Genomic DNA, 14425 nt, shown 5'->3' on the forward strand with positions numbered 1-14425 from the left:
AGTCGGCGGACGGGGCTGTCGGGGACGCTCCCGTTCGTTCCGTGCGGTGCCGGCGCTAGGCTTCGTCGGCGGCGCAGTCGCCGCAGAGCCCGAAGATCTCGACGGTGTGGCTGATGTTCGTGAAGCCGTTCTCGGCGGCGACGCTGTCGGCCCAACGTTCCACCTTGTCGGCCATGATCTCCACGGTGGTCCCGCAGTTGCGGCAGACCAGGTGATGGTGGTGGCCGCGGGAACAGTGGCGGTAGCGGGTTTCGCCCGAACCATCCCAAATCGCGTCGACCTGGTCGGCCTCGGTGAGCGCCTGCAAGTTTCGGTAGACGGTGGTGAGGCCAATCGACTCGCCTCGTTCGCGCAGGCGGTCGTGCAGTTGTTGGGCCGAAAGGAAGTCTTCGGTGTCGGCAAGGAGATCGGCGATCGCCGCTCGTTGCTTGGTGGACCGCTGGCCGGTGACCGGTTTCTCGACAGGCGAAGTCATCGCTCGCCCTTGCCGCAGTGCTCGGTCGCATGAGTCACCGAGTCAACAACGATGTGGGCCACGTGATCGTCGGCGAGTGAATACTCCACCTCGCGGCCGCGGCGACTGCCAACCACAACTCCGGACTTTTTCAATACGCGCAAATGTTGGCTGACCTGCGGCTGATTCAGCGCAAGGTCTTCAACCAACTCGTGAACGCACATTGGTCGATCGTTCAAAGCCATCACAATCGACACGCGCGCAGGAGAGGCTAGGGCGCGCAACAGTTCGCTGGCAGCACTGTGCGCCACGCGATCGGCGGCCAGTGATTCCGGCGTCACCGAGGAAGGCATCGCGACTCCTTTGGGTGGGATGAGGCCAGTCTAAAGGAATTGGTTTTCATTTGCTGTGGGCCGGGTCGCTGCAGCGTACTGTCGAATCATGGTGAGCATCGGTGCCAAAGCCCTCCGAACTCGGTGGTTCGTCCGGATGCCTATCCCGCTCATGCGTGCGGGCTTCGGGTTTCTGTTCGGTGGTCGACTTCTTCTACTCGAGCACACCGGCCGCAAGTCCGGGAGGGAGCGATTCGTGGCGCTGGAGGCGGTCGATCGTCCAACGAAAGATCGAGTGATCATCGCGTCCGGCTTCGGTGAGAAGTCCCAGTGGTATCAGAATCTGCAGGCGAACCCGAACTGTCGCGTGTGGATTGGGTTCCTCCGCAATCGTGCGGCCACGGCCCGCACGCTTCCGGCTGAGGAAGCGAGTGCGATTGTGGAGCGCTACCGCGTCAAGTATCCGAAGGCGTACGACAAACTCGCTGGCGTCATCGAAGATGCGACCGGCCGGTCGATTGAGGCGATCCCGTACGTCGAACTCGTGCTGGCCAAGCACCCGCAGAATGGCAGATCGTCAGGGGTGTGAGCAGGGGGCGCCCATCAACGACTACCCTGTATAGCGACGTGCACGACCACCGTCGTGCGCAGTGATACGTCGTTACCCCAACGTCCTTACCCCCTACGTCGTGGAGATCTGAAAACCGTGGCTGTGCAGTCCAATGTCGATGCTGTCGTCAACCTCGCCAAGCGGCGGGGCCTGGTGTACCCCTGCGGTGAGATCTACGGAGGTACGCGTTCGGCGTGGGACTACGGTCCACTCGGCGTCGAACTGAAGGAGAACATCAAGCGTCAGTGGTGGCGCACCATGGTGACCTCGCGCGATGACGTTGTTGGCCTGGACTCGTCGGTTATCTTGCCGCGTCGCGTGTGGGAGGCTTCCGGTCACGTTGAGGTCTTCACGGATCCGCTGGTGGAGTGCACCAACTGCCATAAGCGTCAGCGTCAGGACCACCTGCAGGAGGCGTTCGCGCTGAAGAAGGGTCTTGACGATCCGGATTCGGTGCCGATGGCCGAGATCACCTGCCCCGAGTGTGGCGTTAAGGGCCAGTGGACTGAGCCCAAGGCATTCTCGGGTCTGCTGAAGACGTTCCTCGGCCCGGTCGACGACCAAGCCGGCCTGCACTACCTTCGCCCCGAAACTGCACAGGGCATCTTCGTTAACTTCAAGAACGTGATGACCACGGCACGCCGCAAGCCGCCGTTCGGTATCGCCCAGGTCGGCAAGAGTTTCCGTAACGAGATCACGCCCGGCAACTTCATCTTCCGTACCCGCGAGTTTGAGCAGATGGAGATGGAATTCTTCGTCAAGCCCGGCGAGGACGAAGAGTGGCACAAGTACTGGCTCGACGCCCGCTTCAACTGGTATGTGGAACTCGGTATCGACGCCGACAACCTGCGCCTGTACGAGCACCCGGCAGAGAAACTGTCGCACTACTCGAAGAGCACCGTCGACGTTGAGTACAAGTTCGGGTTCTCGGGCAACCCGTGGGGTGAGCTTGAGGGCGTTGCGAACCGTACCGACTACGACCTCAAGACCCACAGTGAGGCCTCGGGCGAAGACCTGTCGTACTTCGATCAGGCTTCCGGTGAGCGCTACACGCCGTACGTCATTGAGCCGGCTGCCGGTTTGGGCCGCTCCATGATGGCTTTCCTGTGCGACGCGTACACCGAAGAGGAAGTGCCAAACGCTAAGGGCGGCACCGATACTCGTACCGTGTTGAAGCTCGACCGTCGCCTGGCGCCGGTCAAGGTTGCCGTGCTGCCGCTCTCGCGTAACGAGAAGTTGTCGCCGATGGCGCGCGACCTGTCGGAGCAGCTTCGCAAGCACTGGAACATCGAGTTCGACGACGCACAGGGCATTGGCAAGCGCTACCGCCGTCAGGACGAGATCGGTACCCCGTTCTGCGTGACGATCGACTTCGACACCCTCGACGACCACGCTGTCACGATCCGCGAGCGCGACACCATGGCGCAGGAGCGCGTCGCCCTCGACAAGGTTGTGGAGTACTTGGCCGGAAAGCTGGTCGGCGCCTAAAGCGCCTCGGGCGGGGCGACGACCGCGGGACTATCTCAGTGCCGCGACGACGCCCTGCCCGCCATCCCATTCGGCCACCAACCACGACCGCCCCGACACGGGCGCGGCGAGTTCGTCGCTGAATACGAGTCCGGTGCCGTCGGCGGGGTCGCCGTGCAGGGTTAGGCGAACCGGCCACTCCACGGGCACGACTGTCCCATCGGTCTTTTCCAACTCCAACTGCGCTTGGCTGATTTCACCGCGCAGCGCTTTTAGGTAGCAGTCGACGGCGACTGGGTCGGCTGCCGCTTCGTAAACCCAACGATCACCGAGCGCGGAGTGCTTCATGGTGGTGATGAGGTATTCGTCTGCGCCGGAAAGCTTTTCACCGCGATAAGTGCACGGCACGTGGAGCACGCGACCGTCGCGCGACACCAACAGTCCTTCGACGCCAACCTCGCCAGCTGGATCGTCGAATCGGTAGCCACCGATCATGTCAACGTCGCCCGTGCCGCCCCACGGCATGTTGTCGAGGTAGTCGGTTACGAACTCAAGTTTTGTGGGCGAGATGGTCGCCTGGTGCAGCAATGCCATGCACGCAAGAGTAATCCCGCCTGCGCCATCGCGGCATCACCGATTTCGTTTGAGTTCGGCAATTTCGTCGTGCAGTTTCGCGATCTCGGCGATGTACGGTTCCGCACGTTCGCGGACTTGTTCGGCGGTGTACTGCGGGACAATGCTGCGCGAACAATTCCAGTCAAACGCCTCGACGTCGATGACGATGCAGTGTTCGATGCGCGCAGCGATTCTGCCGTCGTTGACGAGACTCAGTTGCTCGACGAGGTCGGGATGATCGGTGGCGTCGAAGACGGTAGCCCGACCGAATACCTTTAGTCGCATCCTGTGCGGGTAGTCGGCGACGAAGAGGGCAACGCGGTCGTTGGTTTCCAGGTTGCCGACCGATACGAACTGTCGGTTCCCGGCGAAGTCGGCGAATCCAATCTTGTTCTCGCCGAGATGGTGAACGAACCCTGTTGGGCCACTGCGGTATTGAATATAAGGCCAGCCGTCGGGGGTCACCGTGGACATCTGGAATTGGAACGCCTCAGTGAGCATCCGGATCTCACGTGAAGTGAGTTGTTGGGGGCCTTCGTCGGGGGTGTCGAGACTGGAACCGTAGGCGCCGACGCTTCCCGAGGCGCGTTGTCGGGCAAGTGCTGCTTTTCCGAATGCAATGTGCTGGTATCGCTGTCCCACAGATCGAGAGTAGCGCGGCGGCGATTGTGGGTCCGGTTCTGCCGGTGGGGAGTTCTTAGCGATGCTCCGCAAACCCCAATTAATTGGAAATCCTAGTAAGTCCGCCGGTCAAGAGGGTTTTGTCACACTCATTAAAAAACTAGAACAAGTTCTAGTTTGCTGCGGTACCGTTATCTTCATGGAGCGATTGAGCGGCTTGGATGCAAGCTTTTTGTACTTAGAAACACCCGCGCAGCTGATGCATGTTTGCTCAGTGATGATTCTTGACCCGCTGACGGTACCTGGCGGCTACAGCTTTACGAACTTCCGCGCGACGCTAGACGAACGGGTTCGGAAAGTACCGCAGTTCACGCGCAAGATTCGTCGAGTACCACTCGACCTTGGGCATCCAGTCTGGGTTAAGGACGAACACTTTGCCGTCGACCACCACCTGCATCGGATGGCGCTTCCGCAGCCTGCGGGCTACACCGAGCTGATGGAAATGTGCTCGCACCTGGCTGGGCAGCCCATGGACCGCGGTCGCCCGCTGTGGGAAATGGACGTCATCGAGGGCTACAAGGATGCCGAAGGCGTCGAGAAGTTGGTCGTCTTTACCAAGATGCATCATGCGACAGTCGACGGTGCTTCGGGTGCCAACCTGATTTCGCACCTGTGCAGCCTGGAACCGGACGCACCGCCGCTGGCTACGGAAGAACTCACCATGGACGGTAGTTCGCCAAGCTCGCTGGAACTGTTGGGACGCGGCTTGCTGGCCTCGGCTACGAAGCCCCTGTCGATTCCGCGTCTGCTCGGACCAAGCGTCAACCTCATCACCGAAACCATTAGTCGTGCACGCAAGGGCACTGCGATGGCACCGCCGCTCACGGCTCCGCGCACGTCGTTCAATGGCACCATTACCGGTGATCGCACCATCGCTGTTGCCGACATGTCGCTCGAAGACATCAAGGAGGTCCGTCGGGCCACCGGCGCGACCGTCAACGACATTGTGTTGAGTATCGCGGGTGGCGCGCTGCGTGACTACCTACTCGAACGCGGCGAACTTCCAGAAGGCTCGCTGTTGGCAACGGTCCCGGTTTCCGTCCGCAGCGAGTCGCAGCGTGACGAAGGTGCCAATAAGGTGTCGGCGCTGTTCACCTACCTCGGAACGGACATCGAGGATCCGTTGGAGCGACTGCGGTCAATGGCCGAGTCGAACCTGCAGGCCAAGGAACACCACAACGCGATCCCGGCTGACACTCTGCAGGACTGGGCTGAGTTCGCCGCACCGCGCACCTTCGGTCTCGCTGTCCGCGCGTACGCCGACATGCGGTTGGCGGAAAAGCATCCGGTGGTCCACAACCTGGTGATCTCGAACGTGCCCGGCCCGCCGATCCCGCTGTACTTCATGGGTGCGCGCGTCGACCACATGTACCCGCTTGGCCCGGTGTTCCACGGTGCCGGACTCAACATCACCGTGCTGTCGAACAACGGTGTCGTCCACATCGGCATCATTGCGAGCGAAGAAAGTGTCCGGAACCCGGAGACCATGGTGAAGCACTTCCCGGCCGAACTGGCTCGACTCAAAGCGGAAGTCGAGGCTGCCGGGCTGGTCGAGCCCGAGGCCGCGCCCGCAAGTGAGACGGAGAAGTAGCAAGCTGAACAATAAGGAAGGCCGGTCGCACGCAGCGGCCGGCCTTCTTTTCCCTCGGTGCTACTCGGCGGGCTGGCGTTCTTTCCAGCGAGCCAAGACTTCGTTTGTGGCGTGGACAAAGACGGGGACAAACTTCTCCGCATCCATCACGCACGACGCGTGACCGCCGTCGACCTCGTGGATGGTTGCACCCTTGATGCGACGGGCCATTGCTTTCTGGCGGGCCGGCGGGATGGCCTTGTCTTTCAGCGGCACGACGACAGCGGTCGGCACGTCGATCTGGTTGACCCACGGGCGCGTGTGGTGCTTGCCGATCTCGCCGATCGCCTTGCTGACGGCAAGGGGGGAGGTGGAGCGAAACTCGTTCAGCGCCCAGCGGTAGATGTCTTCCTTCGGGTCGACCTGCTTGGCCTGAACGCGGGCGGCGCGCAACGGTGAGCCGAAACCGCGGATCCGCGAGAACATGCCGTCCATACCGTTGTGGAAGAACGCTTCGGTGGGCGTCATCTGGAAGACGTCGGTGCTGGCGCAAAGCACTAGGCCGCCAACGCGGTCGGGGTGCTGACGCCAAACGCGCTGGGCAATCAGCGATCCCATGGAGAAGCCGGCGAACATTGCCTTGTCGATTCCGAGGACGTCGAGGACGGCGACCGAATCGTCGGCGCAGTCGCGCAGGCTGAAGGTCTCGGACTGGATACCGCGACCATGCCAACGCTGGTCGAGGGTGATGACACGGAATTTCTTCGACAGTGCCGGGATGCTGGGGAACCAAGTCAGCAGCCCGGTAGTGGTCAGGGAGTGCAGCAGAACAATGGCGGGTGCATCGGCCGTCGGTCCGGGAGTGTCGGTGACGTAGGTGGAGCCACGCCCCGGTAGTTCCATCATGTAGCCGTCGGGGACGTCTACCTGGGGCAGCTTGATCCGTGCAGGCAAACGTGCGCCAAGACCGGTTCGTGTGGCATTCATCGATGACCCCTTTGCTTCTGTCCGAGGCCAGAAACTAGAACGTGTTGCATTGAACTTCACTATGCCATGTCGGATGTCGAGGCTTGGCCATAAGCCATCCTTTGCGACTCGCGAGATTGTCTGATGCGTCTGATTGCGGTCTCAGTTTGGCCTCAGGAATCGATTTTGAGTCGTTTCGAGGCCATACTCATCACGAGTCCCTCCTGGCACTTTGGTTGTATTCAGCATCATCAGCCCCTTTAGTATTGGAGGTCCCCAGTGACCAGTAAGTTCCGTCTCGCCTTCGCGGCAGTCGTCGCCTCGGCGGCGCTCATTGGCGGTGCCGCGACCGCACCGATCGCCCACGCCGCACCCAACAACGACGGTGCCGCAGCTAAGCAGGCCCTCGATTCGATTCATCCGCAGGCCACGGACGCCGCGTCGGTAATCGACGGGATCGAAGCAGCTAACGCTCTGCTCAAGAAGATGGGCATCGCGCCGTTTACCCCGACTGTTGGTGCCTGTACGGACTTCACGCTCGCGCCAGCTTTGGGTGGCGCTATGCCTGGGCCGAACACGCCGTTGATGGGGGATCTCACCTACGAAATCCTGGGTAAGACGTACGACGTCAACGCAGTGAAGAAGGGCGAGGTGCTTTATGGCTTCGTCCCGGTCGGCGTCTTCAACGACGCGGGATCCAAGAAGGGTATGTCCGTCGCATGGTTCAACGTCAACACGATGAAGGGTTCGATCTCCGAGCCGATGGACGGACTCGGTGAAACTGTCGTCAAGGCGGTAGCAAAGCGACTCAATGGCGCGGGTGTTCCTCTCGCCGAGCAGGTGGCAGAAACGCTCCTGCTGCCTCTGGCGAAGATCCTCCCGGCTAACGGTGCGCGCGGCGGCCTCGTCGACACCGGCTCTGGAACCGTCCTGTCGGCGATCTACGGAACCATCAAGAAGGGCAATGCGACCTGCTACTTCTTCCCATCGCTTGGCATCGCAACGGCGAAGTAGAGTGGGCTGATTCTCGGTTCGGACCCCGAATTTTGCTTCGTGTGGTAGCGGGGTAATGTGTCTGGCCGGGGGTAACACCTCTTATGTGCATCGGCTCCCACTTGTGATCCAGGTGGGGGCCGATGCCTTTCTTCTTTCCTGTCCGCGCCGTCGGACGCTGTCGCCCTCTCAATTGAAATTTCGATCACTACCAGGCATTTCGGGTCGGGTTGACCAGCAAAATAAGGCATAGTTGTAGGTATGCGTCGCGCGGGCAAGGGGTTCGCGAGGTGGACGTTCTTCAGAGAGTGAGTTTGTGGTGGCTGTTAATGGCAAGGTTGTGCACTTCGATACCAATCGCGGTTTCGGATTCTTGGCACCCGCAGAAGGCGGCGACGACGTCTTCCTGCACATCAATGATGTGGGCATCGACGAGAGCCTGCTGCGTCCGGGAGCCGAGGTGGAGTTCGAGGTCGAGAGCACCGATCGCGGCGCCAAGGCTCTGAACGTCAAGGTCACCAAGGAAGCTCCCGAAGGCGAAGAGCACCTGCATGAGCGCGTCCAGGCCCGCGATACTCGCGGCAGCCGCGACCGTGAGCGTGACGCTCGTGGCGAGCGCCGCGATGATCGCCGTGACCGTCGTGACGATCATCGTCGAGACGATCGTGGCGCACGTCGCCCGGCCCGCGGTGGCGGCCGACTCTCCAACGAGCTCACCGACCTGCTGCTCGATTCCGCAAACGACCTGACCGCGCGTCAGATCCTCGCTATCCGCAGCAACCTGCTCGATCTCGCCTCGCAGCGCGGCTGGGAATAGTTTGACCCCTGCTGATAATTCGGCTGTGGCTTCCGACGCCCCGGTAGCGACCTACGATGCCCACGACCTAGAACGCATGGTCGTCGAGGCACCGAAGGTTGCTGCCGGGGCGTCGCCCGCTTCCGACCACCGAAGTGACTTCGCCCGCGACCGCGCCCGCGTTCTGCACAGTGCGGCGCTGCGTCGTCTTGCTGACAAAACGCAGGTCGTGGGGCCGCGCGAGGGCGACAATCCGCGAACGCGGTTGACACACTCGTTGGAAGTCGGCCAGATTGGCCGCGGTATTGCCGTGGGGTTGGGTTGCGACCCAGACTTGGTGGAATTGGCCGGGCTGGCGCACGACATCGGGCATCCGCCGTACGGGCACAACGGTGAACGCGCGTTGGAAGAAGTTGCCGGTGAGCGCGGCGGCTTTGAGGGCAACGCGCAGAACCTGCGCATTCTGACGTCGCTGGAACCGAAGATCGTGGGACCCGACGGATCCAGCGCGGGCCTCAACCTGACTCGGGCAGCGCTCGACGCCACACTGAAGTACCCGTGGTCACGCAAGGATCCGGGCTCCAAGTACGGCGCCTATGTGGAAGATGAGTCGGCGCTCGCGTGGGTTCGCGCAGGAGCACCCGACGGTGGTCGTTGCCTGGAGGCTCAGGTGATGGACTGGTCAGACGATGTTGCCTACTCCGTTCACGACCTCGAAGACGGCGTCATTGGCCGACGAATTGACTTGCGACAGTTGAGTTCCCGCGACGACCAGCAGGTCTTGGCCGATCTCGGCATGCGTTATTTCGGCGGACTGACGTCGGAGCCGCTGGTTGATGCGGCGCAGCGACTGTCGGAGATGGAGATTTTCGCCTCGCTCGGTGAGTTCGATGGCTCGCTTGATTCGTTTGTTCGGCTCAAGCGGCTCACCAGTGAGTTGATCGGCCGCTTCGCCTCTGCCGCTATCACGGAGACGCGCAAGGCCGAGGGGCGACGGCCACTGCGGCGCTATGACGCCGACCTTTCGGTGCCCGCCGATGTCGCCGCCGAAGTCGCGGTTCTCAAAACGGTGGCCCTCCGGTTCATCTTTTCCGATCCGCGACACCGCGCCAAACAAGACCGGCAACGCGAGCGGATTCACCGCGTCGCCGAAATGCTGCTGGTCACGGCACCGGGCGGACTCGACCCCATCTTCGCCGCGCGTTGGCAGGTCGCAGACAATGACGACGAGCGTATGCGTGTGGTCGTTGATCAGATTGCCTCGATGACCGAAGGTCGGCTCGAGCGGTTGGACCGTTCCGGCGCGGACGTACAGGCGACGCTGGGATAGCGGCAGTCAGCGTCCGCGGAGCATTCCGGCTCGGATCTGACCGGCCCGGATTGCCGCACTCGCGACGGCCATGAGAGCCAACACCAAGATCGGGGCCGTGATCCCGACCGAGGGGGCGATGGAGCGGAGGAGAACGGGCAGGCCGAAACCGAGATAGGTTCCGACGTAGAAGATTCCGGTAGCCAGGCCTCGTTTGTCGAGCGGGGCAAAGGTTTCCACATCGAGCAGCCCTTCACGAAGGCAAAGTCCGTAGCCTGTGCCCAGCAGAACTGAGGCAGCGATAAACGCCGCCGGGCTTGGATCCGATCCACCACCCACGACTACCGCGAGTCCGGACGCGGCAACAATCGCACCGATGACGCCCGCCCGGGGGCCCCACCCGCCGCGGCGCGCAATCACTTGGATAACGAATCCCGACCCCAGCGCCAGCACCGCGGCCACACCCGGCACCCACGGCCCGTTGAACTGTGTCATCCGGCCCGCCATCACAACAATCGACATCGTGATCGACGAAAACACCCACACCGACATCGGCAGGCTCGTCACCAACGCCCGCGACAGGCTTCGCGCCGCCATCGGGGTGTCATTCAGCGTCACCTCGCTCGCCTCGACGGCGATCCGACCCGAACTCGGCACCCGGAAACCAGCTACGACCGCCGCGAGTGATGCCGAAACCGTCACCACAAACGGTGCGGTCAACGCGGCACCGCCAGCGAACTGCGCAATCAACCCGGAAACCAGGGGGCCGGCCGCGAAACCGCCGGTCAACGCCGCACCCGCAAACACGGTGCCACGCTTTCCGCCAAGGTCGGCGCACCAGGCGGTACCGGCACTGACCGCCAACCCGACGCCAAGTCCGACAGCGAACCGGCCGACAATCACACCCGGCTCCGTGTGCCAAAGCAGCATCAGGAGGTTGCCGAGCGCTGCGCCGGTCGCGCCCAACAAGACAATGGGTTTACGGCCAACTTTGTCGGAGATGCCGCCGCCGGACAGTAGTCCCGGCAACAGGCCGATCGCATAGATGCCGAACGCCACTTCGAGGGCGGCATTGCCGATGCCGTTGCGGTCGTGCAGGACGGGCATCATCGCCACGAAATGGTTGGTGGCCCAACCGGTGGTGAACAGCAGCGCCAGGACGATCGGCAGATTGCGGCGGTCGGCGTCGACGGTCATTCGCCGAGGAGCCCGCGGACGTCGTCGGCGGTGATTGCTCCGGAGAAGGCGGCACCGTCGTCGATGAGGGCGTTGAAGAGTTCCCGTTTCCGAGTTTGCAGGTCGATGACTTTTTCTTCAATGGTTCCGGTGGACACCATGCGGTACACGGTGACGGCGCGGTGCTGGCCGATGCGGTGGGCACGGTCGACGGCCTGGTTCTCGGCCGCCGGGTTCCACCAGGGGTCGGTCATGAAGATGTAGTCGGCGGCCGTCAAGTTCAAACCGAAACCGCCGGCCTTCAGGCTGATGAGGAAGACCTTGTTGGTGCCGCCGGTGAAGTCTTCAATCTGCTTGCCGCGCGCGGTGATTGGCGTCGAACCGTCGAGATAGCTGTAGGCGATCTTCTTCGCGTCGAGCTCTTCGGCGATGAGCTTCAGGAAGCCGGTGAAGCTGCTGAAGATGAGGGCGCTGTGACCTTCGTCGATCAGCATCGGCAATTGTTCCGACAGGTATTCGATCTTCGCCGACTTGATGGCCTTGTGTTCTTCGTCGACGAGGACCGGATGCAAGCTCAGTTGCCGCAGCCGAGTGAGGGCGCGCAGCACCTGGATCCGGTTGCCGGAGAAGTCGTCGAGCAGGCCGAGGAGTTGCTGGCGGTCGCGGGCCAGGTAGGTGTCGTAGATTTTGCGGTGTTTGGGTTCCAACTCGATCGGCAGCAACTGCTCCTGCTTCTCGGGTAGGTCGGTCAGCACCTGATCCTTGGTGCGCCGCAACATGATTGGACGCAGGCGACGGCGCAGAATCTCGAGCCGCTCGGGTGCCTGGCCGCTCTCGATGGCTTCCGCGAAATGTTCTTTGAACAGCTTCGGCGAGTTGTACAGACCTGGCGCGACCACCGACACCAACGACCACAACTCCATTACGCGGTTCTCCATGGGAGTACCGGTGATCGCGATTTTGAACTGGGCGTCCAGTCGTCGTGCCGCCTGGTAGGTCTTGGCCTGATGGTTCTTCAGGAACTGGGCTTCGTCGAAGAAGATCCCCGTCCAGTCGACGGCGGCGAACGCGTCGTAGTCAATCCGCAGGAGGGCGTACGAGGTGATGACGATCTGCGCGCCTTCGGCGCGGTTGGCCAGCGGGGTTCCGATGCGCTTTTCGGTGGCGGTAGCGGCCACGACCTTCATTCCGGGCACAAAGCGCGCGCACTCGGCCGCCCAGTTCGCAATCACACTGGTCGGCGCGACCACGAGGAAGCGGGCGTCCGGCTGCTCGTCGACGATCTGCTGCATCAGCGCCAGCGTTTGGACGGTTTTACCCAGGCCCATGTCGTCGGCGAGGATGCCGCCCAGTTTGTTCTCCCAGAGGAAGGTGAGCCATTCGAGGCCTTCCTGCTGGTAGGGCCGCAATTGGGCGTTGAGGCCAGCTGGCGGCTCCACAGGATGCGGCGGTTTGGCCGCGGCCAAGTGTGCGATCCGGTCACGCCACTGCTTCAACTGCTGATCGACGACGCCCAACTCCAGCAGCTCGTCCCACAGCGACGCATTCAGCGTGTGGGTGGAGACCCGGTCACCGTCAAGCTCGCCGAGCTCGCGGGCTTCGGCGAGACGGTCGCGCAGGGTTTGCAACGCGGGAATGTCGAGCGAGAAGTAGGTGCCGTCGTCGAGCAGCATGTACTCCTCGCCCGACGCGAGGGCCTCGATGATGGTGGTGATCGGGATCTTGTGGTTGTCGACGTCGAGGCTCACTTCGAGGTCGAACCAGTCACGGCTGGCATCGCCGGAAAAGCTCAAGACAGGCGGTGCTTCGGCGGGACGATAGTCGGGCGGGGTGCCCTCCACGATCACGCGAACACGATCGAGGTCGGTGATGGTCGGGACAATTTCCGACACCATGATCGCGGCCTGCAGTGGGCTCAGCGGGACCGTCATCGTCTGATAGTCGGGAGCCGAATCGAAGGCAGCCGAAACCGTTGCGCCACCGTGCAATTGGCGCAGGACGGCGTACATGCGGTTGTAGCGACGGAAGTCGGACCGGTGGGTATGCAGGTCTTTCTGCAGCTGCTCGGCGGCTACCTTGACCCACTGGGGATTGGCCTTCGCGACCATCTCGAGCTCTTGGCGGATGCTCGCCCACATGGCACGCTCGGCCACCGCGCTGCGGAATCGGCCGTCCGACGGCCCGCGCGCAGGGAACTCCTGCACTTGGCCGTCGGCCTCGTAACCAGCGGCCCAACTCGCGGCGGCGGGTTCGTCGGTGCGGATGCGCAACACGGGGAACGGGCCGCTCAGCGTCGACGCGGGGAAGGCATCCTGATCAACGACGACGGGCCGCCCGGCCTGCAGCTTTGGCAGAGATTTTTGGAACTCGGCGAGGTCCTGATCGGGAACCTCGAGGGGAACCTCGCTGACCAGCAGCATCGACTCGGTGGCGGTCAGGTTGGGGAGCGGCCCAAGGTGCAGGGTGTGCTCAAATTCTTGCGCGACGCCGTGCGCGCGGGGCCGACCGATCGCGAATCGGACCAGGTTGCGCGTCGGGGGAACGGGTTGACCGTCTGCCACGATCTCGAGGTTCACGTAGACGCCCGCGCTTTGCGGTCGCACGTGCAACTGAGTGCTCAAGTGATCGCCGAGACGGACAGCCGTCGATTCCGTCTTACCGGTGTTGAAGAACGGGATGCCGGTGTCTTCGGCTTCCTGGAGCAGCGACCAAATGCTGACCGGCGCGTGCATCAGCGATATCTCATCGGGTAGGGCGCCACGCTGCCAACTGAGTGCCAGGGCCGAGGCCAGCCGAGTCATGACATCGAGCGCGGGGGCCGGATGACGATCAGCGATTCGGCCGGAGAGCAACATCTTCCAGGTGAGACGAGTCTTGACCCAGCGTTCCTGCTCGTTCAAAACCAGCGGGCGGACCGTGACGTCGTCGGAGTTGTACGTGCGGTGCACCTCGAACTGCAGACCCAACGACAGTGGGATGCCGTCGTTGGCCGTCGACTCGATGTTGGTCGACTTTTCGACCTCATCGATCAAGGTTCGCCAGCGGGAGAGCGGGGCGGCAGTGGTGGTCGGGGGTTGACGGCGCGCTCCGGGACCGTCGGCGGTGGCCGCCAAAACCAGGGCCGCGGAATGCTTGCAGCGAATCGCGACCGGGCAGGTGCAACTGGCGGAGGCTTTCATGGTGGGTCCCGACCCGCGAACCTTGACATTGCACGAATAGCGTTCGCTGCCCGACCCGCGCGACGTGCCGGTCAAAATGCCATCTGACCACTCAATATCGAAAATCATCCCGGCGGTCGCGTACTGCCGCGCGCGCTGCAGAGTACGGCTGTCGAAGATTCCGAGAACGGTGTCGGTCTCTTCGGCGGTCCAATCGGGGGAAGTCATCGCGTCCAGGATAGTCGGATGCCTGGACGAGCGCCGTGGGCACACTCTTGCTGGTGTTTGCGGTCACTTC

Annotated in this window: 13 protein-coding genes; 6 read left to right on the plus strand and 7 right to left on the minus strand. The window is 62.6% G+C overall.

Features of this window, described 5'->3' with window-relative positions; translation table 11 throughout:
* Positions 1 to 55: 55 nt before the first annotated feature.
* Complete coding sequence (locus AC1L34_RS02000) at positions 56 to 475, minus strand: Fur family transcriptional regulator (RefSeq protein ID WP_424323027.1); 420 nt, start codon at positions 473 to 475, stop codon at positions 56 to 58.
* A complete protein-coding gene (locus AC1L34_RS02005) occupies positions 472 to 807 on the minus strand; it encodes an ArsR/SmtB family transcription factor (protein WP_424296032.1) in 336 nt (111 codons plus the stop codon). The genes AC1L34_RS02000 and AC1L34_RS02005 overlap by 4 nt, the downstream gene beginning before the upstream one ends.
* Positions 808 to 895: 88 nt before the next feature.
* On the opposite strand from AC1L34_RS02005, the gene AC1L34_RS02010 reads away from it, so the two are divergent.
* On the plus strand, positions 896 to 1375 hold the full coding sequence (locus AC1L34_RS02010; RefSeq protein ID WP_424296031.1) for a nitroreductase family deazaflavin-dependent oxidoreductase: 480 nt from the start codon (positions 896 to 898) through the stop codon (positions 1373 to 1375).
* Positions 1376 to 1492: 117 nt separating this feature from the next.
* Positions 1493 to 2884 carry a glycine--tRNA ligase gene (locus AC1L34_RS02015; RefSeq protein WP_424323026.1) on the plus strand — a complete coding sequence of 464 codons (1392 nt, stop codon included), beginning with the start codon at positions 1493 to 1495 and terminating at the stop codon, positions 2882 to 2884.
* A 30-nt stretch (positions 2885 to 2914) separates the two neighbouring features.
* Here the strand turns inward: AC1L34_RS02015 and AC1L34_RS02020 are convergent, their stop codons facing one another.
* Together AC1L34_RS02020 and AC1L34_RS02025 are read right to left on the minus strand one after the other, a co-directional pair.
* The gene (locus tag AC1L34_RS02020; protein WP_424296027.1) at positions 2915 to 3457 is read right to left on the minus strand and encodes a maltokinase N-terminal cap-like domain-containing protein; all 543 of its coding nucleotides are present in this window, start codon (positions 3455 to 3457) and stop codon (positions 2915 to 2917) included.
* Positions 3458 to 3493: 36 nt separating this feature from the next.
* On the minus strand, positions 3494 to 4120 hold the full coding sequence (locus AC1L34_RS02025; RefSeq protein ID WP_424296025.1) for a pyridoxamine 5'-phosphate oxidase family protein: 627 nt from the start codon (positions 4118 to 4120) through the stop codon (positions 3494 to 3496).
* A gap of 178 nt (positions 4121 to 4298) precedes the next feature.
* Between AC1L34_RS02025 and AC1L34_RS02030 the strand changes: the two genes are divergently transcribed.
* Complete coding sequence (locus AC1L34_RS02030) at positions 4299 to 5750, plus strand: WS/DGAT/MGAT family O-acyltransferase (RefSeq protein WP_424296023.1); 1452 nt, start codon at positions 4299 to 4301, stop codon at positions 5748 to 5750.
* Positions 5751 to 5810: 60 nt separating this feature from the next.
* Here the strand turns inward: AC1L34_RS02030 and AC1L34_RS02035 are convergent, their stop codons facing one another.
* Positions 5811 to 6716 carry an alpha/beta fold hydrolase gene (locus AC1L34_RS02035; RefSeq protein WP_424296021.1) on the minus strand — a complete coding sequence of 302 codons (906 nt, stop codon included), beginning with the start codon at positions 6714 to 6716 and terminating at the stop codon, positions 5811 to 5813.
* A gap of 258 nt (positions 6717 to 6974) precedes the next feature.
* On the opposite strand from AC1L34_RS02035, the gene AC1L34_RS02040 reads away from it, so the two are divergent.
* The 3 genes from AC1L34_RS02040 (at position 6975) to AC1L34_RS02050 (ending at position 9814) form a co-directional block, all read left to right on the plus strand.
* Complete coding sequence (locus tag AC1L34_RS02040; RefSeq protein WP_424323024.1) at positions 6975 to 7709, plus strand: hypothetical protein; 735 nt, start codon at positions 6975 to 6977, stop codon at positions 7707 to 7709.
* Positions 7710 to 8007: 298 nt separating this feature from the next.
* A complete protein-coding gene (locus tag AC1L34_RS02045; RefSeq protein ID WP_424296061.1) occupies positions 8008 to 8505 on the plus strand; it encodes a cold-shock protein in 498 nt (165 codons plus the stop codon).
* A gap of 76 nt (positions 8506 to 8581) precedes the next feature.
* Complete coding sequence (locus tag AC1L34_RS02050) at positions 8582 to 9814, plus strand: deoxyguanosinetriphosphate triphosphohydrolase (protein ID WP_480035298.1); 1233 nt, start codon at positions 8582 to 8584, stop codon at positions 9812 to 9814.
* 6 nt (positions 9815 to 9820) lie between these two features.
* On the opposite strand, the gene AC1L34_RS02055 is transcribed toward AC1L34_RS02050, so the two are convergent.
* Positions 9821 to 10990 (minus strand): MFS transporter, encoded by a 1170-nt coding sequence (locus AC1L34_RS02055; protein WP_424325870.1) that lies wholly within the window; start codon positions 10988 to 10990, stop codon positions 9821 to 9823.
* Entirely contained in the window at positions 10987 to 14355 is a 3369-nt protein-coding gene (locus AC1L34_RS02060; protein ID WP_424323851.1) for a DEAD/DEAH box helicase, read from the minus strand. Before AC1L34_RS02060 ends, AC1L34_RS02055 begins: the two co-directional genes overlap by 4 nt.
* Positions 14356 to 14425 lie beyond the last annotated feature (70 nt).

This window comes from Gordonia sp. 34D (assembly GCF_056682775.1).

Excerpts from the sequence above, each read along its gene's own strand:
- AC1L34_RS02030 (WP_424296023.1), top strand. The coding sequence starts at position 4,299 with ATGGAGCGATTGAGCGGCTTGGATGCAAGCTTTTTGTACTTAGAAACA.
- AC1L34_RS02035 (WP_424296021.1), bottom strand. The coding sequence starts at position 6,716 with ATGAATGCCACACGAACCGGTCTTGGCGCACGTTTGCCTGCACGGATC.
- AC1L34_RS02050 (WP_480035298.1), top strand. The coding sequence starts at position 8,582 with ATGGTCGTCGAGGCACCGAAGGTTGCTGCCGGGGCGTCGCCCGCTTCC.
- AC1L34_RS02000 (WP_424323027.1), bottom strand. The coding sequence starts at position 475 with ATGACTTCGCCTGTCGAGAAACCGGTCACCGGCCAGCGGTCCACCAAG.
- AC1L34_RS02010 (WP_424296031.1), top strand. The coding sequence starts at position 896 with ATGGTGAGCATCGGTGCCAAAGCCCTCCGAACTCGGTGGTTCGTCCGG.
- AC1L34_RS02005 (WP_424296032.1), bottom strand. The coding sequence starts at position 807 with ATGCCTTCCTCGGTGACGCCGGAATCACTGGCCGCCGATCGCGTGGCG.
- AC1L34_RS02055 (WP_424325870.1), bottom strand. The coding sequence starts at position 10,990 with ATGACCGTCGACGCCGACCGCCGCAATCTGCCGATCGTCCTGGCGCTG.
- AC1L34_RS02020 (WP_424296027.1), bottom strand. The coding sequence starts at position 3,457 with ATGGCATTGCTGCACCAGGCGACCATCTCGCCCACAAAACTTGAGTTC.
- AC1L34_RS02060 (WP_424323851.1), bottom strand. The coding sequence starts at position 14,355 with ATGACTTCCCCCGATTGGACCGCCGAAGAGACCGACACCGTTCTCGGA.